The 22,080-nt window shown below is 64.3% G+C and carries 23 protein-coding genes and 1 riboswitch; of the genes, 13 read left to right on the forward strand and 10 right to left on the reverse strand.

Translation table 11 applies throughout. The features are described 5' to 3' along the window. Position 1: 1 nt before the first annotated feature. Both modA and QEH68_RS18005 read right to left on the reverse strand, forming a co-directional pair. Entirely contained in the window at positions 2-802 is an 801-nt protein-coding gene (gene modA, locus QEH68_RS18000; protein WP_280623827.1) for a molybdate ABC transporter substrate-binding protein, read from the reverse strand. Further along, complete coding sequence (locus tag QEH68_RS18005; protein ID WP_280623829.1) at positions 799-1,209, reverse strand: TOBE domain-containing protein; 411 nt, start codon at positions 1,207-1,209, stop codon at positions 799-801. The genes modA and QEH68_RS18005 overlap by 4 nt, the downstream gene beginning before the upstream one ends. Positions 1,210-1,442: 233 nt before the next feature. Here QEH68_RS18005 and QEH68_RS18010 point away from each other — a divergent pair, with 233 nt between their 5' ends. From QEH68_RS18010 to QEH68_RS18025, 4 genes are all read left to right on the forward strand, one after another. Beyond that, positions 1,443-2,777, forward strand: coding sequence for an FAD-binding oxidoreductase (locus tag QEH68_RS18010; protein WP_280623831.1), 1,335 nt, complete (start codon positions 1,443-1,445; stop codon positions 2,775-2,777). A gap of 134 nt (positions 2,778-2,911) precedes the next feature. Beyond that, a complete protein-coding gene (locus tag QEH68_RS18015; RefSeq protein WP_280623833.1) occupies positions 2,912-3,781 on the forward strand; it encodes a DUF4031 domain-containing protein in 870 nt (289 codons plus the stop codon). Beyond that, positions 3,778-4,542: a 2-phosphosulfolactate phosphatase gene (locus tag QEH68_RS18020; RefSeq protein ID WP_280623835.1), complete on the forward strand. Its 765-nt coding sequence runs from the start codon at positions 3,778-3,780 to the stop codon at positions 4,540-4,542. Before QEH68_RS18015 ends, QEH68_RS18020 begins: the two co-directional genes overlap by 4 nt. A gap of 59 nt (positions 4,543-4,601) precedes the next feature. Beyond that, positions 4,602-6,272, forward strand: a complete 1,671-nt coding sequence (locus tag QEH68_RS18025) for a sialidase family protein (RefSeq protein ID WP_280623837.1) — start codon at positions 4,602-4,604, stop codon at positions 6,270-6,272. A 12-nt stretch (positions 6,273-6,284) separates the two neighbouring features. Here the strand turns inward: QEH68_RS18025 and QEH68_RS18030 are convergent, their stop codons facing one another. The 3 genes from QEH68_RS18030 to QEH68_RS18040 all read right to left on the reverse strand — a co-directional run bounded on the left by QEH68_RS18030 (position 6,285) and on the right by QEH68_RS18040 (position 7,972). Further along, positions 6,285-6,686 (reverse strand): YccF domain-containing protein, encoded by a 402-nt coding sequence (locus QEH68_RS18030; RefSeq protein WP_011776159.1) that lies wholly within the window; start codon positions 6,684-6,686, stop codon positions 6,285-6,287. An 87-nt stretch (positions 6,687-6,773) separates the two neighbouring features. Then, the gene (locus QEH68_RS18035; protein WP_207595017.1) at positions 6,774-7,223 is read right to left on the reverse strand and encodes an SRPBCC domain-containing protein; all 450 of its coding nucleotides are present in this window, start codon (positions 7,221-7,223) and stop codon (positions 6,774-6,776) included. A gap of 152 nt (positions 7,224-7,375) precedes the next feature. Beyond that, entirely contained in the window at positions 7,376-7,972 is a 597-nt protein-coding gene (locus tag QEH68_RS18040) for a phosphoribosylanthranilate isomerase (protein ID WP_280623843.1), read from the reverse strand. A 97-nt stretch (positions 7,973-8,069) separates the two neighbouring features. Between QEH68_RS18040 and QEH68_RS18045 the strand changes: the two genes are divergently transcribed. The 5 genes from QEH68_RS18045 (at position 8,070) to QEH68_RS18065 (ending at position 11,425) form a co-directional block, all read left to right on the forward strand. Next, positions 8,070-8,711 carry a HutD family protein gene (locus QEH68_RS18045; RefSeq protein ID WP_280623845.1) on the forward strand — a complete coding sequence of 214 codons (642 nt, stop codon included), beginning with the start codon at positions 8,070-8,072 and terminating at the stop codon, positions 8,709-8,711. Between the two features lie 57 nt (positions 8,712-8,768). Continuing rightward, positions 8,769-8,834: riboswitch (guanidine-III (ykkC-III) riboswitch) on the forward strand. A 9-nt stretch (positions 8,835-8,843) separates the two neighbouring features. Beyond that, positions 8,844-9,158 (forward strand): multidrug efflux SMR transporter, encoded by a 315-nt coding sequence (locus QEH68_RS18050; RefSeq protein WP_280623846.1) that lies wholly within the window; start codon positions 8,844-8,846, stop codon positions 9,156-9,158. A 2-nt stretch (positions 9,159-9,160) separates the two neighbouring features. Beyond that, the gene (locus QEH68_RS18055) at positions 9,161-9,544 is read left to right on the forward strand and encodes a multidrug efflux SMR transporter (RefSeq protein ID WP_280623848.1); all 384 of its coding nucleotides are present in this window, start codon (positions 9,161-9,163) and stop codon (positions 9,542-9,544) included. A gap of 213 nt (positions 9,545-9,757) precedes the next feature. After that, positions 9,758-10,765, forward strand: a complete 1,008-nt coding sequence (locus tag QEH68_RS18060) for an aldo/keto reductase (protein ID WP_280623850.1) — start codon at positions 9,758-9,760, stop codon at positions 10,763-10,765. A gap of 9 nt (positions 10,766-10,774) precedes the next feature. Next, positions 10,775-11,425 (forward strand): MBL fold metallo-hydrolase, encoded by a 651-nt coding sequence (locus QEH68_RS18065; RefSeq protein ID WP_280623852.1) that lies wholly within the window; start codon positions 10,775-10,777, stop codon positions 11,423-11,425. Positions 11,426-11,566: 141 nt separating this feature from the next. On the opposite strand, the gene QEH68_RS18070 is transcribed toward QEH68_RS18065, so the two are convergent. Beyond that, positions 11,567-13,288 (reverse strand): DEAD/DEAH box helicase, encoded by a 1,722-nt coding sequence (locus tag QEH68_RS18070; protein WP_207595029.1) that lies wholly within the window; start codon positions 13,286-13,288, stop codon positions 11,567-11,569. A gap of 424 nt (positions 13,289-13,712) precedes the next feature. Beyond that, positions 13,713-15,116, reverse strand: coding sequence for an MFS transporter (locus tag QEH68_RS18075; protein WP_280623854.1), 1,404 nt, complete (start codon positions 15,114-15,116; stop codon positions 13,713-13,715). Positions 15,117-15,182: 66 nt separating this feature from the next. Here QEH68_RS18075 and soxR point away from each other — a divergent pair, with 66 nt between their 5' ends. Together soxR and QEH68_RS18085 are read left to right on the forward strand one after the other, a co-directional pair. After that, on the forward strand, positions 15,183-15,668 hold the full coding sequence (gene soxR, locus QEH68_RS18080) for a redox-sensitive transcriptional activator SoxR (protein ID WP_280623856.1): 486 nt from the start codon (positions 15,183-15,185) through the stop codon (positions 15,666-15,668). Between the two features lie 24 nt (positions 15,669-15,692). Then, complete coding sequence (locus QEH68_RS18085; RefSeq protein WP_280628041.1) at positions 15,693-16,427, forward strand: methyltransferase domain-containing protein; 735 nt, start codon at positions 15,693-15,695, stop codon at positions 16,425-16,427. Here QEH68_RS18085 and QEH68_RS18090 read toward each other — a convergent pair. Further along, positions 16,424-17,461, reverse strand: a complete 1,038-nt coding sequence (locus QEH68_RS18090; protein WP_280623858.1) for an AsnC family transcriptional regulator — start codon at positions 17,459-17,461, stop codon at positions 16,424-16,426. The two genes, QEH68_RS18085 and QEH68_RS18090, sit on opposite strands and share 4 nt — an antisense overlap. Before the next feature lie 140 nt (positions 17,462-17,601). Here QEH68_RS18090 and QEH68_RS18095 point away from each other — a divergent pair, with 140 nt between their 5' ends. Both QEH68_RS18095 and QEH68_RS18100 read left to right on the forward strand, forming a co-directional pair. Further along, positions 17,602-18,819 (forward strand): M20 family metallopeptidase, encoded by a 1,218-nt coding sequence (locus tag QEH68_RS18095; protein ID WP_207595038.1) that lies wholly within the window; start codon positions 17,602-17,604, stop codon positions 18,817-18,819. Between the two features lie 37 nt (positions 18,820-18,856). Next, entirely contained in the window at positions 18,857-20,149 is a 1,293-nt protein-coding gene (locus tag QEH68_RS18100; protein WP_207595040.1) for an MFS transporter, read from the forward strand. 71 nt (positions 20,150-20,220) lie between these two features. On the opposite strand, the gene QEH68_RS18105 is transcribed toward QEH68_RS18100, so the two are convergent. Both QEH68_RS18105 and QEH68_RS18110 read right to left on the reverse strand, forming a co-directional pair. Then, positions 20,221-21,498, reverse strand: coding sequence for a CynX/NimT family MFS transporter (locus tag QEH68_RS18105; protein ID WP_280623861.1), 1,278 nt, complete (start codon positions 21,496-21,498; stop codon positions 20,221-20,223). Between the two features lie 81 nt (positions 21,499-21,579). Next, the gene (locus QEH68_RS18110) at positions 21,580-21,978 is read right to left on the reverse strand and encodes a pyridoxamine 5'-phosphate oxidase family protein (protein WP_280623863.1); all 399 of its coding nucleotides are present in this window, start codon (positions 21,976-21,978) and stop codon (positions 21,580-21,582) included. Positions 21,979-22,080: the final 102 nt, after the last annotated feature.

Raw genomic sequence — 22,080 nt, forward strand, 5'->3', positions numbered from 1 at the left:
ACTACGGCGTGCCGAAGCCGGCGTCGCCCAGGATCTTCTTGCCGGCGTCGCCGGTGACCATGGCAATGAATGCCGCTGCCAACGCCTTGTTCTTGCTGGTGCCCACTGTGGCTATGGGGTAAGTGTTGACGGCTTGGTCTGATTCCGGGAAGGGGATGCCCTTGACCTTGCCCCCGGCCCCCTTGACGTCCGTGACGTAGACCAGGCCTGCATCGGCTTCGCCCGAGGTGACCTTGCCGAGGACATCCGTGACGGACGATTCCTCGCTGACCGGACTCAAGGTGGTTCCGCTCGCTTTCTCAACGGCGTCCGTGGCTGCCCCGCATGGCACCTGGCTCGCGCAGGTGACCACCTTGGCTCCGGGTTTGGCCAAGTCGGCAAAGGAAGAGATCGACGCCGGATTGCTGGGTGGGACGGCAATCTCCAGGACGTTGGTGGCGAAGTCGGTCGCCGTACCATCCACGAGTTTGGCCTCGGCAAGCTTGGTCATGTTCTTGGTATCGGCTGAAGCGAACACGTCGGCGGGGGCGCCTTGGGTGATCTGCGTGACCAGGTCGGAGGAGCCGGCGAAACTCAGATTCACCTTGGTGCCCGGGTTCTTGGCTTCGAAGTCATCGGCCAATTGGGTGAAGGTCATTTTCAGTGATGCTGCGGCGAAGACGGTGATCTCCCCGGAGGGCTGCCCCGAGGTTGCAGCACCGCTGGAGGCCGGACCCGCGGTCCCTGAAGCGCAGCCCGACAGACTGGCAGAAAGGACTCCTGCAAGCAGCAGCGCGCTGAGCGGCTTATGGGTGAGACTCATACGATGCTCTTTCCCTGGGGAGTTTCGATGATGACCGTGGTGGCCTTGACCACGGCGGTGGCCACCGAACCAAGTTCCAGGCCGAGCTCAGTGACGGCTTCACTGCTCATGAGTGACACCACGCGGAAAGGCCCGCATTGAAGCTCCACTTGCGCCATGACCTTGTCCGCGGTGATGCCCGTGACCAGGCCAACGAACCGGTTCCGGGCCGAGCTTCCTGTCCGCGAGGGATCGTTGGGAAGGTGTGATTGCCCGCGGGCAAGCGTTGCGAGTTCAAGTCCGTCCACTGCGAGGCGTCCGGCCGGGTCTTTCTGGGCGGTCAGCGTTCCGTTTTCCGTCCAGCGCCTTACGGTGTCGTCGCTGACACCCAGGAAGCGAGCGGCCTCCGAGATTCGTATTTGCGGCATGGAATGAGTCTAGTTCCGTATTTGCGGATTCTGCATCAGCATTTCACAGCAAACGAAATGTGACCTCCCAGGGCCTCGGCGCCCCCTTTCCCGCGCGACGCAACCGTAAGCGCTGGTGCGCAGGGCGCGAAGTGGTGCGCCGCCGTCGTCGTTCGCCGCTGTGCTCTAGCACCAAAGGACCCGCAGCCGTACCCTGTTCTAGGGAGAGAGTCTTAGGCGCGAAGGAGCGTCCCATGGAATGGATTCGTCCGGACAGCCCCACCTATGACGAGGCCCGGAAACTCTTCAACGCGATGATCGACCGCAGGCCGGCGGTGATCGCCAAATGTTCTGATCCCGGCGAGGTTGCTGAGGCACTCAGATACGCGCACAACCACAATCTGGATGTCGCGGTTCGTTCAGGCGGCCATTCGGTGGCGGGCATGTCCACCAATGATGGCGGGCTGGTGGTCGATGTACGTCCGATGAAGTCCGTCAGCGTCAACACAGAGGCGAAAACCGCTACAGCGGGTGCCGGGCTCACGTGGGGCGAGTTCGACCGCGCAACCCAGCAGTACGGCTTGGCAGTGACCGGCGGGCGAGCGTCCACCACGGGTGTCTCCGGCTTCACCTTGGGTGGGGGTTCGGGGTGGCTGGAGCGGTCCTACGGCTTTGCGTGCGACAACCTGCTTTCGGTGGACCTGGTCACAGCGTCCGGAGATCGGGTGACTGCCAGCCCGGGCGAAAATCCCGAGTTGTTTTGGGCACTCCACGGCGGAGGCGGGAACTTCGGAGTGGCGACGTCCCTGACCTTCAAACTGCACGACGTCGGCCCCACCGTGATGGCCGGCCTGATGCTGTTTCCTGGTGAGGATGCCACGGATTTGTCCCGCGCCTACCGCCAACTCGCCCTTGACGCGCCCGACGCCGTGGGGACAGCACTCGTGTACCTCACCGCTCCACCGGAAGAGTTCGTCCCGGAGGACATGGTGGGCAAGCTCGCCGTCGGCATGGCCTACATCCATGCCGGTGATGTTGATGCGGGCGAGGAACACGCCAAACCGTTCAAGGAACTCGGTCCGAGTGTTGATCTGGTGTCACCCATGGGTTACGCCGACTTCCAGTGCATGATCGATGACCCCCCGGACCACTACAACTACTGGAGCGCGGACTATCACAACGAACTCTCTGACGACGCCCTGGACGTGCTGGTGGACTCTGCCCAACGCCTTCCGGGACCGAATTCCCAGCAGTTGGTGGCACGTTGGGGCGGAGCAGTGGCTGGGCCCGCTGCGGCGAACACACCGCTGCAACACCGCGGCGCAGCATGGGTCAGCCATCCGTTCGGCCTGTCCGAAACAAGGGAGGGCGGTCAAGAGGCCAAAGCGTGGGTGAAGCAATTCAGGCAAGACATCGCTCCCCACACCACGGGAGGAGTGTGGCTGAACTTCATCGGCGACGAAGGCCAGGACCGCATCATGGCTGCTTACGGCGAACAGAACTACCGGCGGCTGTCCAAGGTGAAAGCTCAGTTCGATCCGGACAACGTGTTCCGCGGCAACCAGAACATCCTGCCCGCCGAGCGCTGACATTTCCCTAGGCTCCTTCCCAGTTGCCGTGAACAGTACGGGCAGTGAAGCCCGAATTTCCGGGGCGGCAGCACGGCGGTAGACGTCCCGACGGCCGGCAACTGGGAAGGATCGCTTGGGACTACACTTTGGCAATGGCCGTCTACATCGATCCGCCCTTGTGGCCAGCGCACGGGACCGTTTTTTCGCATCTGGTATCGGATTCATCGCTGGATGAGCTTCATGCTTTCGCAACCGCTGCCGGGGTTCCGGAGAGGGCCTTCGACGGAGACCACTACGACGTTCCCGAACGGCGGTACGACGACCTGGTCCTTGCTGGCGCCATCCCCGTTGAGGCTCGGATCCTGGTCCGTAAACTCATCGCCAGCGGGCTGCGGATTCCTGCGCGGGAACGGAGCAAAGCCTTGACGGTCCCTCTGATGGAGCGATGGAACAGCATCTTTCCCGGCTACGAGGAGTTGGGCCTGGAACTCCTGGAACGGTGGGGCGAGGACGGCCGGAAGTACCACAGCCGCACCCACCTCCTGGCTGTTCTTGAGGCCTTGGACGTTCTCACCGAACCAGCCTTGCCTGCACGGACCGTCTCCTTGGCGGCGTGGTTTCACGACGCCGTTTATGAAGGCGTGGCCGGCCAGGATGAGGAAGAATCAGCCCTGTTGGCCGAGGACCGGCTGACCGCCGCCGGGCTCTCCGCCGCCGACGTGGCCGAAGTGGCGCGGCTGGTCCGGCTCACGTCCTCGCACTCCCCCGAGCCCGGAGACCATGCCGGCGCCCTGCTCTGCGACGCCGATCTCTCCGTCCTCGGTGGCGACGAGCAAGCCTACGCCCGGTATCTGGCCGCCGTCCGCGAAGACTACGCACACGTCAGCGACGCCGACTTCGCGAAGGGCCGCGCCGCCGTCGTGCGTCATCTTCTGGGACTTGATCCGTTGTTCCATGGCGAACGCGCCAAGGCGCTCTGGCTCGACGCCGCGCGCCGCAACCTCGCCGGCGAACTCGCGTGAGTGGTTCCATCAGCGAACCTGGCGCACCGCAGCGGCAGCTTCCGTACGCGGTCCGGTTTGAGTGGGGGCTCGACGGCGCCCGCGCGGTAGTGCCCGGAGCCGACCTGGCGGTGGTGGTTGACGTTCTCTCTTTCACCACGTGCGTGAGTGTCGCGGTGGACCGCGGGGCCATAGTGTTTCCCTACCCGTTGCGGGATGCGGCGGCGAGCGAGTTCGCGGTCCGTCATGATGCCCTGCTCGCGGGACCCCGGGGTTCTGAAGGCCTGAGCTTGTCCCCGTCCAGCCTCCGCCGGGCCCGCGTGCTGGATCGCGTGGTTCTCCCCTCTCCCAACGGGTCGACCATCAGCCACGAACTTGCGTCATCGGCTCGCCAAGTGGTGGCGGTCTCGCTCCGGAATGCCGCAGCGACGGCCGACTGGGTCCACGCCACCTTGCCCGCAGAGGCCGTGATTGCCGTGATCGCGGCGGGTGAAAAGTGGACGGACGGGGCGTTGCGGCCGGCGTTGGAGGATCAGCTCGGAGCCGGTGCGTTCATCGCCGGGTTGGCAGCGACCGGGCGACGAAGTCTCTCCCCGGAGGCGGCTGCTGCTGCGGCGGCCTTCGACGCCGCCGAGCCCCGGCTGGCCGCCATTCTTCGGGGCTGTTCCAGTGGACGCGAACTGATCGACGCCGGTTTTGCGGACGATGTCAGCATCGCGGCGGAGTTGGACGCCAGTTCCGTGGTGGCCCTGCTTCGGGACGGGGCTTTCCAAGCTGGGTAGGCGTTGATGGTCACTCGCCAGGGTATCGGCGCGCACATGGCCCGAGCTAGCATAGAGGTGTGACCTCCTACCTCCTGAGTTCCGCCCGTGCCAAAACGCCTCTGGCCATTCCCGATGTTGAACATGACCTGGCCGTCCGCGGCGCGGGTGGCTACCGTCAGTACCGCATCCCGGCGCTTGCCATCAGCGCGCGGGGCACGGTGTTGGCCGCCTACGACGGCCGCCCTAATCTGGACGACCTGCCCAATCCCATCGATCTACTCCTGCGTCGCAGCTATGACAACGGGGTCACGTGGGAGCCGCAGCAGCTTGTCCGCACGGGTTCCGGGTTGCACGGTTTTGGCGATCCGAGCCTGCTGGTGGACGCCGAAACCGGCCGCATCTTCATGTTCCACGCCGCCGGGACGCACGCGGGCTTCTTCGAGGCCGTGGCGGGTTTGGAGCCGGATGACGACGTGCAGCATGCGGACGTCAGCTTCTCAGACGACGACGGCGACACCTGGCAGCACCGTCGGCTTACGGCGCAGCTCAAGGGGCGCGGAGTGACAGGCCTTTTCGCTGCGGCAGGACAAGGAATTCAGATGCACGCCGGGCCTTTTGCGGGCAGGTTGGTGCAGCAGTACGTGGTGTTGGTGGACGGTTCCATCATGGCCGCATCTGCGTTCAGCGACGACCACGGCGAAACGTGGGCCTTGGGTGGGCTGATTGGTCCGGGCCCCTCCGGGATCGGGCCCAATGAAAACAAAGTTGTGTGCCTGGACGATGGCCGGCTGCTCCTGCATTCACGGGCAACGCCGTGCCGATTGTCCGCTGTATCCGAGGACGGCGGGCTTTCGTGGAGTCCGTTGCAGGCTGTTCCAGAGTTGCCGGACCCCAGCGACAACGGTTCCTTGGCGCGCTTCGACGGTCTGCCCTGTGTGGCTGCTTTTGCAACGCCGGAGACCTCATCCTGGCTGCTCGCGAGCAACAACCACGACCCCCATCTGCGTCGCAACACTGTCATGAGCCTCTCCCCCGACAACGGCGCCACCTGGCCCGCCAAGCTGGTGCTCTGCGGCGGCAGTTCGGCGTATTCGACGGTGACGCGGCTCCCTGACGGGAACATCGGGGTTCTCTATGAACGGCAGGGGTACCGGGAGATCGTGTTCGCGTCGATCCCTGCCGAGCAGCTGACGGAGCAGCTGTCCGCTACTCCGCACCCAGTTTCGGATGCCTCGGAGTCTAGTGGCTTGGCATTCGACATGGAGCTCCGGTCCATCACCCCAGGCAGGCCCGCCGTGTGGCAGAACGCCGGCGACTTCCACCTGATCCCCTCCAACAGCGACGGCGAATGGGATGTGCAGACCTGGAAGGAAATCGGCCAAGGCTACGCCGGGGACCAGGTTCTTGGCACGCGGGAGGCGCAGGACCTCAACTACGGCCCCATCATCCCAGGCTACAAAGCCGGGGACATCCTCGCCTTCACCGGACGCGTCCGCAACGGAGGTTCTAAACCAGCTGCCGGCGTCGTACTTCTCGGACCGCACCACAGCGCCGGTGGGTTCCCGCCTGCGGACCTGCTGCCCGGCGAAAACGCTCTCTATTTCACGCCCACGTACACCGTCACTGAGACAGACCTGCTGCACAGCACCTTGGAACTCGTGTTCACAGCAGAAGCCGACGGCGGAACGGTGCGTTTGGAGCGGGCGTTCCGTTTCGACCTGCGCACCGGCGCCGTGGTGGCTTCCTAGCGGCGGCGCACCTTAGCGGTAGGTGCTGACGAACGGCTGGTTGGTGGGCACAATCTGCTTGCCCAGCGGCATCAGGGACACCGGGATGAGCTTCAGGTTGGCGATGGCCAGCGGGATGCCAATGATGGTGATGGCCATGGCAAACGCGGTGACCACGTGGCCGATCGCGATCCAGATGCCCGCGACGAGCAGCCAGATCACGTTGCCGAGGAGCGCGAACACCCCGGCTCCTCCCGGCTTCTCCACCACCATTTGGCCAAAGGGCCACAGGCAGTAAGCACCGATCCGGAACGAAGCGATGCCCCACGGGATGGTCACGATGAGTACGCAGCAAATGATGCCCGCCGCGAAGTAACCCAGGGCCAGCCAGAACCCACCAAAGACGAGCCAGATGATGTTAAGGAGCGTTTTCATAGTTCCCATTCTCCCCTGTGGGCCTGACAAAAAGCCTAGGGGTCTGCCCTGATTCTTCCCTGACCTGTGGATGTGTTTCTGTGCGGCTCAGGCCAGCAGTTCGTCCAGCTTGTCGAACGAGGTACTCCAGCCATCGCGGGTCATGTCCACCCACTCCTGGGATTCGAAGGGTCCCTGGGTGACGTTCATGCGGGTACGGCCGTTGAGGTCCTCGAATTCAAGGCGCATCTCCTCGAATTCGTGATCGGCATCCGGAGCAGCTTTGGCTTTCGCGACCAGAAGAGCCGGGGTTTCCAACTCCGTAATCACGGCTTCGATGGGGGCTTCCTGCTCGCCGTCCTCGTCCGACCACACCATGACCACCTGCCAGATACCACCCACCCGCGGCTCAACGATGATTTTCTCCCGGGGAGCTTCCACTTCCGCGGGACCGAACCACTGCGCAAGCTTGTCCGGCTCCATCCAGGCGTCGAAAACCTTCTCACGAGGGGAATCAAACTCGCGGCTCATGGTCAGGGTGAAGTGTTCCGTGCTCATTGCTTGACTCCTGGTATCCGTGTGATTCGTTCTCTTGGGAGCGAGTCTAGAGGGTGCCACCGGAAACGTCGCGGGATGTGAGAGAGCGATCCGTTCAAGCACGCGGGAAGTGAGAGAGCGATCCGTTCAAGCACGCGGGAAGTGAGAGAGGGTCAGGCTTTCGCGGCTTCGACGAACGCGCGGATCTTGGCCAGGTCCTTCACACCGCGGGATGACTCGACACCGGAGGACACGTCCACACCCCACGCGCCGGCCGCAGTTGCTGCGAAGGCTACGTTGCCCGGTTCGAGGCCACCGGCGAGCAGCCACTCGCGGCCTTCGAGCCCTTTGGCCCGGACCGACGCGTAGTCCCAAGCCTCCCCCGACCCCGGAACCGCGGCGTCAACCAGGAACACATCCTCGCCCAGGTTTGCGAACTCGTCTTGGGCGGCACCCATGGTGACGGCGCGGATGAGCCGCATCCCGGCGTCGTGCACTGTTTTTACGTCGTCCGCAGTCCGGTGACCGTGGAGCTGAACCCACTCGAGCCCAGCCGCACGGGCCGTGGCAACTGCATCAGCCGCGGATTCGTGCCGGAACACGCCCACTGCACGAACACCCTCCGGAACCAACGGGAGCAAAATGCGCACTTGGTCCGGGCTGACTTCTCGCGGGCTGGCCGTGAGCACGAACCCCACGGCGTCAGCACCGGCGTCGACTGCTTCACGGACGGATTCAGGCGTGCTCAATCCGCACACTTTGACGAACATTCCCGTGCCTCCAGCCAAACTCGCAACGTTTTCCACATATGACGTTAGCAAGCCGCATTGCCAACGCAGAAGCGGTGTCCACCACTAGGCTGGTTGGATGGAGATCATCCGCTTTGCCGACATCCATCCTGAACCGTGGCGCAACGGGGGCGGGGTGACGCGTGAACTCGCCAGCCATCCGAAAGCGGCCTCAGCCCAGGACGGCGCATGGGATTGGCGCGTCAGCATCGCCGACGTCTCCAAAGCCGGCGATTTCTCCGTCTTCCCGGGCATGGAGCGCGTGATCACCATCATCGAGGGCGAACTGCTGCTGCTCACGGTGGACGGATCCGAACACCCGCTCGAGAAATACCGTCCATTCCGTTTCTCGGGCGAGGCTGCGTCGGGGGCCACCCTTCCGACCGGGAACATCCGGGATCTGAATGTCATTGCCCGGGTGGGAGCTTTCAAGGGCTACACGTCCATCGTGGAGATCTCCAAGAAGCGTGCGCACCCGGTCTTCGAGGGCCAGCTTGCCGTCCTGTTGGAGGGTAAAGCGACCGTTGCGCCCGGCGCGGCTGTGGAGGAACCCGCTGTGGAGGAAGAGTCCGACGGCGACTCCCCGGCAACCAGTGCGGCCGAATCTGTTGAGCTGTCCCGGTACGACGCCGTGGTCGGCTCCGATACCCGAAGCCCGGAAATCTCGGGCCGCGGCTTCATCGCTGTCATCTCGATCGATCACGTGGAGGCCCACGCCTGAGGTGGTGACGTTAACCACCAGAAGTGGCCACCCCGCACGGGAGTTGCTAGCCTGAAATGAAGGTTCCGCTCTGGAACCTCCGGACGACGGTTCAGTACCCGGAATGCGACAAGACTGGCCAAAGGAAATGTCATGTCGTGGATAATTCTCATTCTTTCCGGAGCACTCGAGGCCGTCTGGGCCGCAGCGCTCCACCGCTCCAAGGGCTTCCGTAAACCCGTTCCGACCGTCGTCTTCCTGGTGTCCGTCATCGCCAGCATGGCCGGACTCGCCATCGCGATGCAGTCCATCCCCACAGGCACGGCATATGCGGTGTGGGTTGGCGTCGGCGTCGTATTGACCGCAACGTACGCAATGGCCACCAAGGTTGAACGTGCGACGACGGCCCGGCTGCTCCTGCTTGCCGGCATCGGCGCATGTGTGGTCGGCCTGAAGGTGGTGGCATAGCCATGACTGCGAACACGGCCAACACCAAGAACACCGGCAACGGAATCTTCTGGATCATCCTCCTGGCTTCAGCGCTGCTCGAAGCCGTCTGGGCCACCGCTTTGGGCCTGTCCAACGGCTTCACGCAGCTCACGCCAACCGTGGTCTTCATCATTACTGCGGTGTTGAGCATGCTGGGACTGGGCATCGCGGTGAAGCGAATCCCCCTGGGCACTGCCTACGCGGTATGGGTGGGCATCGGCGCAGCACTCACTGTCGGCTGGGCCATGATCACGGGCGTGGAGTCTGCGAGCCCGCTGAAGCTGCTCTTCATCGCGGGAATCGTTGGCTGTGCTGCCGGCCTGAAGGCCTTGCCTGCCGAAAAGCCTGCAGCCAAAGCCGAGTAGCCAACACTCCGCGGTGGGCGCTGGCCCATTTCGATGGCTTGCTGCGCATTAGACGTCTCCTACCATCGAATGCACAGCAAGCCCCCGAATCGGGCTTCACCGCGGACACGGCCAAGGTCCATGTCAGGGAACCCAGCAGGAATACCCACCGCGTCCACGGAGTTCACGCCAACAAAGGGTCCTCTGGAACACCTACGCGCATTGGAGAAATTCATGACTGCAGTTCAACTCGGCGACGGCCTCAAGGTCAGCCCCCTCGGCTTCGGCGGGATGGCCCTGACCCCGGTCTACGGCGGAATCGATCCTGAAGACGGCCTGCAAACACTAAGGCATGCAGTGGACGCAGGTATCACGTTTATCGACACCGCAGATGTTTACGGTGCCGGCAGCAACGAGGAACTCGTGGGCAGGCTCCTGAAGGAGCGGCGCGACGAAATCCAGGTGGCCACGAAGTTTGGAATTGAGGGCAACCCCGCGGACGGGTACACGGGAGTCCGCGGGGATGCGCCCTACATCAGGCAAGCGGCGGAAGCGAGCCTCCGCCGCCTGGACACTGACGTGATTGACCTCTATTACCTGCACCGCCGAGACCTCCGCGTTCCGATAGTGGAAACCGTGGAGGCTATGGCGGAGCTGGTCCGTGAGGGCAAGGTCCGGCACCTCGGGCTGTCGGAAGTGACAGCCGAGGAACTCAGGCAAGCCAACGCCGCCCATCCCATTGCCGCGGTCCAGAGTGAGTGGTCAATCTGGAGCAGGGATGTTGAACTCAACGTTGTTCCTGCAGCCAAGGAACTTGGCGTGGGGTTCGTGCCGTATTCGCCGCTGGGCCGTGGTTTCCTTACAGGAACCGTCAGCGCGGGCGATCTGGGCGAGAACGATTTCCGCCACAAGATCCCCCGTTTTGGTGGCGAGGCACTTGATGCGAACCAGGCCGTGGTGGCCGCGGTTCGCGAGGTAGCCAGCGGGCTGGATGCAACTCCGGCCCAGGTAGCCCTGGCTTGGCTGTTCGCCCAAGGTCAGCGCCTTGGGATTTCCGTGGTTCCCATCCCCGGCACGCGCAAAACGCACCGGATCGACGAGAACCTGGGGGCACTGTCCCTGCAACTGGGGACAGCACAACTTGAGGTGCTCGACCAGGCCGCGGCCGCCGTCGTGGGTTCACGATCGGCCGACCCCAACTGGGTGTCACAGGGCCGCGAAGCCAACCCGGCAACTGCATAGACTGACACGATGGATTCGCTTATTCACTCATTGCGTGACGTCACCATTCGCAGCATCTCCGTCAGCGAGATGAACAACAACGTGTACCTGTTGACCTCGAAGTCCACGGGTGCGCAGTTGTTGATCGACGCCGCCGACGACCTTCCGGCCATTCAGCAACTGCTCGAGGACAGTGCCGCGGACACGGCCACGAAGCCGAAACTGCTCCGGATTTCCACCACCCACCAGCACTGGGACCACGTCCGGGCGCTGCCGGAGTTGGTCGCCGTTACCGGTGCCAGCACTTCCGCAGGAGCGGACGACGCCGATGCGTTGCCTGTTCCGGTGGATGTCCGGCTTGGTCACGGCGACGTTGAGCGGTTTGACGACATCGAGATCGCGGCAATCCACCTGCGTGGACACACCCCTGGCTCGATCGCCTTCGTGTACCAGGATCCGGACGGGCCGGCCCACATTTTCAGTGGGGACTCGTTGTTTCCGGGAGGCGTCGGCAACACACAGAAAGATCCTGCACGCTTCACTTCACTGTTGAACGACGTGTCGGAACGACTGTTCGACGCCTATCCGGACGATACCCTGGTGCACCCGGGCCATGGATTGCCCACGACCCTCGGAGCCGAGCGGCCACACCTTGCGGAGTGGCGCGCCCGAGGCTGGTAACTTGCGGGGCCTGCTCTGCGCTCCATTCCTTTCGGAAAGCGTGTAGAGCGGGCCTCACAACGTTGAGCCCTGGAGTTGCGGGGCCTGCTCTGCGCACTATTCCTCCCGGAAAGCGTGTAGAGCGGGCCTCACAACGGGAGGTTAGCGGCCGCGACGCTCGTTGGACGCGGGCGCCGAAGCACGACGCGGGCCGCTGCGTGCCGGACGACCTGCGCCGGAGCCACCGCGGCCGGAGTTGCCGGAGGCACCCGAACCGTAGGATCCACCGGACGCAGCGCCCGTAGCAGAGGACCATACGGCCTTGTTCCCACCGGTACGCGTGGAGGTTGTGGACGCCGTGCGCGGAGCCGAAGCTGAGCGCTGACCTGTAGCCGGACGACCGCTCCTGCCGCTCTGGCCCTGCGAGCCGGGAACATCGTTGCGGTGAGTGGAAGCTGCCTTGCCGCGACCGCGTGAGCTGCGGGCGACGTCGTCGTTCATTGCTGCCCGACGCTCAGCGCGGTTGACGTCCGTACGAACCGGCTCAGCCGCCACCTTGCCGCGTCCGTTGCGGCCGCCACGGCCACCAGCGGTGGGAGCAGCCTGCGTGGAACGGCGTGCGCGCTTGCGCTGGGCGTTGGCGCCGGTGGACGTGCCTCCACCCTGCGGGGCTTTCGCCGCGAGGAGGGCTGCACGGGTGCGGGGATCAACCTTGTCAGCGATGTCGCCCACGAGCTCGGCAACCAACGGGGAGTTGGCCGTGACGCGCTCGAAGTTGACGTCAACGCCGGCAGCCTTCATGAGCTTCTTGACGTCGCTCTGCTGCTCGGGGAGGGTCAGCGTAACCACAGTGCCATCGGAACCTGCGCGGGCCGTACGGCCGGAGCGGTGCAGGTAAGCCTTGTGCTCTGTGGGCGGGTCCACGTGGATGACGAGTTCGACGTCGTCAACGTGAACGCCGCGGGCTGCGACGTCGGTGGCCACCAGGACGCGGACGTCACCGTTGGAGAACTCGGCAAGGTTGCGGTCGCGGGCGTTCTGCGACAGGTTGCCGTGAAGGTCGACGGCGGGGATGCCGGCGTCGGTGAGGGTCTTGGCAAGCTTACGGGCGTGGTGCTTGGTCCGCATGAAGAGGACGCGGCGACCGGCACCGGAGGCCAGTTCAACGATGAGCTGCTTCTTGACGGTCTGGTCGTTGACCACCAGGACGTGGTGTTCCATGGTGGTGACAGCGGCCTGGGGATCGTCCACGGAGTGCGTCAGCGGGTTGGAAAGGTAACGGTTGACCAGTTTGTCAACACCGTTATCCAACGTCGCGGAGAAGAGCAGGCGCTGACCCTGGGTGGGGGTCATGTCCATGAGCTTCTTGACGACCGGGAGGAAGCCGAGGTCGGCCATGTGGTCAGCCTCGTCCAGCACGGTGACCTCAACGGCTTCGAGGGTCAGGATGCGCTGGCGGATCAGGTCTTCGAGGCGGCCCGGGCAGGCGATGACGATGTCGACGCCGGCGCGCAGTGCCTTTTCCTGGCGTGCCTGGGAGATGCCGCCGTAGATCACCGTGGTGTTCAGGCCCATGGCCTTGGCCAGCGGCTCAATGGTGGCGTTGATCTGGGTTGCCAGTTCACGCGTCGGTGCAAGGACGAGGCCCATGGGGCGGCCCGGCTTGCGGAAGTGCTTTGCTTCGCGCTCGGCCAAGCGGGCCACGAGCGGGATCGCGAAAGCGATGGTCTTGCCAGAACCGGTGCGGCCCCGGCCCAGAACGTCGCGGCCTGCGAGCGTATCCGGGAGGGTCTTCACCTGGATGGGGAATGCCTCTTCGATGCCATCTGCGGCAAGAGACTCAGCAATGGGCTTGGGCGTGCCAAGGGCAGCAAAAGTAGTCATAAACTTCATGTCTTTCGGGCGGTGTCCAGTTGCGGACATCGGCCCCCGACGCCGGTTGGGCCAGGGGTTCGCCGAGGAAAAGTCAGGTGGTCTACCGATTCGCTTCAACAGCGGTGGCCGGGACCAAATAGAACGCGTTCATCGACGCAGGATGTGCCTCTCACATGAAAAATGCCCCGCCGCGCAGCCTTTCAGGCCACCTGCTTTAGGGCGTCACCGCACATCAAGTGTTCCCAGCTTAGCAGTGATCGGCGCGAAGCCTTGCATCGGGGCAGGTCAGGCTCCCGTTGCGAGGCCCGCTTTACACGCATCCCGGCTCGAATAACGTGCAGAGCAGGCCTCACAACTCACCCACCCCGCGTTGCGAGGCCCGCTTTGCACGCATCCCGGCTCGAATAACGTGCAGAGCGGGCCTCACAACGGGTCAGGAGTGGTGCGTCAGCTCGGGCTGTGCTTCCGGAGCACCCTTCCCAGCATCCGGGGTGGCTGCACCGGCGGCGACCCGCGGCGCAATCAGCACTCCAGCTACGGCGATCACTCCGGCCAGCGCGAAGACCCCCGCGAAGGAGTTAGCGGTCACGGCAGCAAACACGAGTCCCGTAGCAGCGAGGGCAAGGGCTCCCCCGAGGGAATCGGAGATGGACATGGCCGCGCTGTTGAAACCTTGGTTTTCCGGGGTGGACAGTGCCAACGTCATGACGGACAACCGCGGGTACATCAGGCCCATCCCAGCGCCCGCGAGGATCCAGCCGCCGATCGCCACGGCCGCGGGCAGGGCAAACGCGGCCGTCACCAGCGTGGAGATCACGGCAACCAGCACCAGCGCGGCCCCGATTTTCACGGCCAGATCATCCGCCAGCCGAGCACCAAGACGCCCCTGAACGGCAGAAGCCCCAGCCCAGGCCAGAGCGGCGCCCGTCAGCGTGAGCCCGGCAAATGTCGGCGTGAACGCGTAACGCTCAGTCAACAGGTACGGCAGGTACACCTCGGCCCCAAAGAACGCCGCAGATGCGAGCCCGCGCACCAAAATCACGCTGGGCAACCCTCTGCGTGCGGTCAACGTTCCGCGGGGCACCAGTGGGCGGACCGCCATCAGTGCAAGGACAAGCGCGACGACGGCAATCGCCCCGCCCACGCCCGGAACCTCCGCGGACAGGTTCAACCCCAGGACGGCGACGGCTGCCAGCGCCGCCCACCCCATGCGGCCAAAAGCCCACGGGACGGCAACAGTAGGGGGTTCGGCTTTCATCCCCCGGACAGCCGGAACCACCATCAGCAGCGCCGGCACCACCAGGCCAACCACCCCGAGGAACACCCAGTGCCAGCTGCTCAATTGGGCCACGACACCTGCGGCGAAGGGGCCCACCAAGGACGGAACCACCCAGGATGCGGCGAAGGCAGCAAAGATCTTGGGGTGCAGTGCGGGCGGGTAGACGCGGGCCACCAACACGTAGAGGGCAACAGTCATTGCCCCTCCACCGAGCCCCTGCACCAGCCGTCCCAGGACCAGGATTTCCATGGTGCCTGCCATGCCGGCGATCAGCAGACCCGCCACGAACAACGCCACCGAGGAATACAGGGGCGCCGCCGGACCACGGCGATCGGACCAGTTACCCGCGGCCACCATGCCCATCACGCCTGTTGCCAGCGGCCCGGCAAAGGCCAGTGCGTACAGGCTGGCTCCGTCGAGGTCGCGGCTCACCAGCGGCATGATGGTGGTTACTGCGAGGGACTCGAACGCGCTGAGGAATACCAGCGCGCAGGCACCCACGGTGGCCAGCAAGTAGGGGCGGCTCAGAATCCCGGCCGTTGAGGTGTCAGAGGTCATGGTGGTTACCCTAGAACCTCAACTAATGTTGAGGTCAATCCACCGCCCTCCACCGGAAGCAATCCCATGTCGCAAGCCCCAACCCACCGGCCACTCACCATTGGCGAGCTGTCCGAGCGCAGTGGAGTGTCGCCGTCGGCCCTTCATTTCTACGAACGCAACGGGCTCATCGAAGCCGAACGCACTGCCGGCAACCAGCGGCGGTACCGGCGCGACATGCTGCGGCGGGTCGCGTTCATCAAGACCTCGCAACGGGTGGGCCTGCCGTTGAAGGACATCCGCGAGGCGTTGGATTCCCTGCCGGACGGCCGGACCCCCACCAAGCGCGATTGGGCCAAACTGTCGCTGCGGTGGCGCGAGGAGTTGGACCAGCGGATCGCCGCACTGGAGCATCTGCGTAACGACCTTGACGGGTGCATCGGCTGTGGCTGCTTGAGCCTGAAATCGTGCACGCTGCAGAACCCGTCGGACGAGCTCGGTGCCTCCGGCGCCGGTGCCCAACGCTGGACTTTGCCGAACCAGCAACAGGCATTGCCTTCTGTCAGCCCGTAGCGGCACGCTTGGCATATGACTGAAATGACGCACGACGGCGGTACTCCCCTGAGCGAACACCCCACCAGTGCAGGCGCTCACCAGCACGGGCACCAGCATGAAGGAGCGCAGCAGCGCGGCCTCAACCTCCATGAGGACGCGGACAACGCCGTGGACATGTGGGATGGCATGTACCGGGAGCGGACCAAGGTCTGGAGCGGGAATCCCAACCCGCAACTGGTCGCTGAGGTCACTGGGCTGGAGCCGGGAAGGGCTGTGGACCTGGGCTCCGGGGAAGGCGGTGACGCTATTTGGTTGGCCCAGCAAGGCTGGACCGTCACCGCGTTGGACGTATCCGCCGTCGCGCTTGAACGGGCAGCTGCGCATGCAGCGGAAGCCGGCCAGGATGAACGCATCATCTGGCAGCAACAGGACCTTACCGAATGGGAGCCGGAGCCGGTCTTCGATCTGGTCTCGGCGCAATTCCTGCACTCACCCCTCCTGCCGTGGCGGGATTCCGTGGCATTGGCGGCAGCGGCAGTCGCGCCGGGTGGCACGTTGTTAATCGTGGGTCATCACCCGCACGGTCTCCCGTCGTGGAGCCACCACCACGACTCCGGCATGTTCTTCACTCCTGAACAGCTGGCGGGCGCCCTGAGGCTGGACCGCGAGCCGTGGTTCGTGAATGTCCTGACGGACCGCGAGCGCAAGGTCTCCGGCCCCAACGGCGAGTCCGGCAGCACCTTGGACACCGTCTTGAGGGCTACCAAGCACGCTTAGATACCGTCAGGCAGCAGCTCCCCATAGGGCGGAACCACCTTGCCCGTGGCAGTCGAGTCCGGGTTCAGCATCCACCCGACCCGCTTCGCCGTGTTCAGCATGACCACGCTCTCCACCAGTTCAATGCCGGGAATCCGCTGCTGGATGGTGAGTTCCATTTCCATGACCTCGGCGAGCGAGCGCAGCCACATGATCATGGTGAAGTTGGTGCGGCCAGTGGTGGATGCGGAGAAGCGGATGTTCCGAATGGCCCGGAGTTCTGTCGCGGCGGCTTCGTGTTCGCCTGCCGGAACGTTCGCGAACCATTGGACAGTGATGGGGAAGCCGGAGAACTGCTGGGCTATTTCGCAACGGAAGGACAGCATACGGCTGTTCAGGACCCGCCCCAGTTGGCGTTGGACCGTGGCGGGATTGCGGCCCAGAGCGCGGGCGATGTCTGCTGCCGTTGCCCGACCGTCGCGCGCGAGGAACGGGATGAGCGCCAAATGGCTCTCAGGGAGCGGGACCACGATGGCGTCCGGCGCTGACGGGTTGGCCGATTCGGGTCCGGCGAGCGCCCGGAGTGCCTGCTGCTCTGCCCTGGTGAGGACGTTGAGCCGCCACGCGTAGCCACTGGTGTGGATCCGTGTGCACAGTGCCGTGTGGTATTTGGTGAGTCCGCGGATCTCTTTCAGCCGGGGTAACAACTGGGTGCTGAACTGCTCCAGGTCCTGGGTGATGACCGTCAGGGTGAGGTCGCGGTTGCTGGCGGCCTCTTCAACGGTGATGACTTCGGGGAGCTGAGCCACGGCCGACGTGACATCCGGCCTCAGATGCATTTCGCAGTCGATATCCACCATGGCCAGGCACATGTCCTTGGGATCGCCCATCAGGTGCGCCGTGGTCCAGGCTGCCCCTGCGGACTTCAACCGCTCCCATCGTGACGCCAGCGTGGTGGCGTGGACGCCCAGGACTTCACCGGCCTCTGACCAGCTGATCCGGGGCGAAATCTGCAGGGCGTTGATCAGTCGCAGATCTTCTTCACTGAGCTCCATGAGCCAATTCTCCCAGAAGCCTGCATTTTTTCTGCCAAATCCATGACTTATGTGCATATTTCCAGATGTTTCCCGACATGTGAATCACATCACCCCAGAATGGCATGAGGAACCCATTCCCGGAAAGACCAGGAGAACCCATGACCATCGCTGCCGACGCCCGCGAGTTGAAGGACGACATCGTCCGCCTCCGGCACGACCTCCACCGTGAACCCGAAATCGGACTGCAGCTCCCCCGGACCCAGGAAAAGGTTCTCAAGGCGCTGGACGGGCTCCCGTACGAGATCACCCTTGGCAAGGAAACGACGTCGGTCACAGCGGTTCTGCGCGGCGGTGCGGCTCACGCTTCGGCCGGGAAGCCCGTGGTGTTGCTGCGGGCCGACATGGATGGACTCCCTGTCCAGGAGACCACCGGCGTGGACTACACCTCCCGTATCGATGGCGCGATGCACGCCTGCGGCCACGACCTCCACACCTCCATGCTGGCCGGCGCTGCCACCCTTCTTGCCGAACGCCGCGACCAGCTGGCCGGTGACGTCATCCTCATGTTCCAGCCGGGCGAGGAAGGCTTCGACGGTGCCAGCTACATGATCAAGGAAGGCGTCCTGGATGCCGCTGGCCGCCGAGCCGACACCGCCTATGGGATGCACGTGTTCTCCTCGCTGGAACCCCACGGCCAATTCGTCACCAAGCCCGGCGTCATGCTCAGTTCCTCCGACGGCCTTGTTGTCACGGTGCTGGGCGCCGGTGGCCACGGCTCTGCACCCTATTCGGCAAAGGATCCCGTCACGGCCGCCGCCGAAATGGTCACCGCCCTGCAGGTCATGGTGACCCGGCAGTTCAACATGTTCGATCCCGTAGTCCTGACAGTCGGTGTGCTCCACGCAGGAACCAAGCGCAACGTGATCCCCGAGACCGCCCGCATCGAAGCCACCATCCGGACCTTCTCAGAGGAGTCCCGGCGGAAGATGATGGAAGCAGTACCCAGGCTTCTGCATGGCATCGCTGCAGCCCACGGTTTGGAGGCGGACGTGCACTACCAGGAGGAGTACCCCCTCACCATCAACGATGAGGATGAGACCACCACGGCGGAGAAGGTCATCGCCGGAATGTTCGGTGAGTCCCGGCATACCCGCATGGCCACGCCGCTGAGCGGTTCCGAGGACTTCTCCCGCGTCCTCGCCGAAGTCCCCGGCACCTTCGTGGGACTCAGTGCTGTTGCCCCCGGCGCCGACCACACGACGTCGCCGTTCAACCACTCGCCTTACGCAATGTTCGACGACGGCGTCCTCACCGATGGTGCAGCGCTGTATGCCGAACTCGCGGTATCCCGCATCGCCGCCCTCGCCGGCAACTAAGCCCCACCTCCCAGCCCGCCCCACCTTGGAGAATCTCATGACCACCACCGCAGGAACGTCCCCCGACGTCACGGTCCACAAATCCCACGCGCGGACGCTCATTGGAACCGGCATCGGCAACGCCGTCGAATGGTACGACTGGGCAATCTACGCGACGTTCTCACCATTCATCGCCAGCGCATTGTTCAGCCAGGCCGACCCCACGTCAGCCGTGCTGTCCACCCTGGCGATCTTCGCCGTCGGGTTTGTCGCGCGGCCGTTCGGCGGCTTCGTGTTCGGCTGGATTGGCGACCGAATCGGCCGGAAGACATCCATGACCGTTGCCGTCGCGCTGGGCGCGGTGGGGAGCCTCCTCATCGGCATCGCGCCGACGTTCGCCGCCGTCGGCGCCTTCGCTTCGGTGATGCTGCTGGTGGCCCGGCTCATCCAGGGCCTTGCGCACGGTGGTGAGTTGCCGTCGTCGCAAACGTACTTGTCCGAGATGGCACCCAAGGAACATCGCGGCTTTTGGGCAACCCTCATCTACACCTCGGGCACCGCCGGAATCCTGGCCGGAACGCTGCTGGGGGCCATCCTGACCAACGTCCTGAGCAAGGAAGACATGAGCGCTTGGGGTTGGCGGATCCCCTTCCTGATCGGTGGAGTCCTGGGCATCTACGCCTTGTTCATGCGGGCCAAGATGAAGGAAACCGAAGCGTTCGAGGCAGAGGCTCCCACCGAGAAGCGCCTGCCGATCCTGCCGCAGATCATTAAGTACCGCAAGCAGGCGTTCCAGGTCATTGGCCTAACCGTGGGCCTGACGGTTGTCTACTACATCTGGGGAGTCGTGGCGCCGAGCTATGCAGCGACCTCCTTGAAGATGGACCGCGGTGAAGCGTTGTGGGCAGGTGTTATTGCCAATGTGGTGTTCATCGCCGCCCTGCCGTTCTGGGGCAAACTCTCGGACCGCATCGGCCGCAAGCCTGTCATCATCGTTTCAGCCGCCGGCGCCGCCCTCCTGCACTTCCCCATGACGTGGCTGCTCAAGGATTCGCCGTGGCAGCTGGCCGTGTCCATGTCCGTGATGCTGTTCTTCATCGCCGGCAGCGCTGCAATCGTCCCGGCCGTCTACGCCGAACTGTTCCCGACGCACATCCGCACCATCGGAGTCGGCGTTCCGTATTCCATCTGTGTCGCGGCCTTCGGTGGCACGGCCCCGTACCTGCAGACCTGGCTCGGCAGCATCGGGCAGGGTTACCTGTTCAATGTGTACGCGGTGATCCTGCTGCTGGTCGGCATCGCGTTCGCCTTCTCCATCCCGGAGACGAAGGGCAAGGACCTGACCGTCTAAGTCTTCCCAACTGGGTGACAGCACGTGTTCCAATGAGCCCTCATTGCGACGTGTGCTGTCACCTACTTGGGTTAAACGAAGCGGTCCCTGCCTGCCCGGTAACCGAAGAACGCGGCCAAGGACCCGACCACCAGGAACAGGATTCCGGCTGCTGCGAACCCACCCGTGGCTTGGTGCAGCTGTCCGACCAAGAGGGTGCCGACCGAGCCCACGCCATAGCCAACTCCCTGCATCATCCCGGACAGGTGCGCGGCCGTATGGGCGTCACGGGTGCGGACCATGATCATGGTGAGGGCCACCGCGGTGAGCGATCCTTGGCCCAGCCCGTTCAACCCCGTCCAGACCCAGATGAGTTCGGTGGGGCCGAAGATCGTGAGCGCGAACCCACCGCCCGTCATCAAAGCCACCACCATGTTGATGATCCGCTGGTCCTTGAAACGTGTGGCCAACGCCGGGGCAAACAGTGAGCCCAGCATCTGCAGCACGATCGACACCGAGACGATCAGACCCGCCGTGCTGCCGTCTATCCCCCGATCGCGCAGGATGGGCGCCATCCATGCGAACACACTGAACGACATCATCGCCTGCAGCACCATGAACATCGTGACCTGCCAGGCTACGGCTGAGCGCCACACGTTCACGCCACCGTGGACTGCCTGGTGCTTTACCGCCGGCTGGCGGATTGCCACCGGCAGGAACAGCAGAAGTACGACGGCGGCAGGCACCGCCCAGAACCACAGCGCCGAGGTCCAGTGGCCGGTTGCCGCAAAGACCGGATACGTGAAGCCCGCGCCAAGGGCCGCCGATGCGCATATCGCTGTGGTGTAGAGGCCGCCCATCAGGCCCATGCGGTGCGGGAAGTCCCTTTTGACGACGCCGGGAAGGAGGACGTTGCACAGGGCAATGGCCGCTCCGCAGGCCGCGGTGCCAGCGAGAAGCGTGGGAAGGTGTCCTGCTCCGGGGATCTCCAGGGGCCGCAGCAGCAGACCTGCGGTGAGGACGGCCATGGCGCCCAGGAGCACCCGTTCTGCTCCGAACCTGCGGGCCAGGATGGGGGCAAGCGGCGCGAACACGCCCAGCAAAGTGACTGGCACCGTGGTGAGGACCACGAGCGACCAGCCGGGCAAACCGGCGTCGGACGTTATTTCCGGCAGGACCGCGGAGAAGCTGGAGAAGACCGTGCGTAGGTTGAGGCCAATCAGCACCAGGCAGATGGCCAGGTACACGAGGCCCCGCTTTGCACTCAGTTGCGTGGGATCCGCTGGTGGTTCCTCGCCGATCTCGGCGTCCACTGCGAGGTCGGACAGGACTGATTTCTCTGGGTAGCCGGGCGTCGTCGAGGAGGTCACACGTCCTATTCTGTCAGCCGGGTTGAACCAGGTGCTTGGTGGGCGGGATGTGACCGGCTTTGACCGTGGTTTCCCTTGCCGTCAGGGAACGATCTCCTGACCGCTCCACACGCCGGCTTTGGGGGTGAACTTCCAGCGCCTGTGCGTAGTCCCTGAAAGGTCGAGCCAATCCACGTCTGCCATCTCAATTGCCATCCAGGCAAAACGGTCAAATGCCTTTTCACCCACAACCGGCTCCCCATCGGACTCCGGGGAACCCGGGAGGGGCGTGCCCGGAACACGGCCCGAGGCATAGAGATGACGGCCGCCCGGGCTTACCCGGTCCCAGGCACGGCTTCGCTCGTCAGCGTCATCAATAAAGGACGCAGTGCCCCTGATGCGCAATTGCACCCCACGGTTGTCGTCGTACATCGTCAGGGCAACAGAGGGTACCCGTTCAATCTCAGCGACCTTCTCGGAGAAAGCGTTGGTGGCAACCATGATCTGTCCCGTCGCGCGGTCGAAGGCACGGAGAATGACGGCACGGATCCTCGGTCCTCAGTCCAGCCCAAGGCTCCCAAGGAAACCCAGAGTGAACGGGGT

The sequence above is a fragment of the Paenarthrobacter sp. OM7 genome (genome assembly GCF_029873575.1).
In the GTDB taxonomy this organism is placed as follows: domain Bacteria; phylum Actinomycetota; class Actinomycetes; order Actinomycetales; family Micrococcaceae; genus Arthrobacter.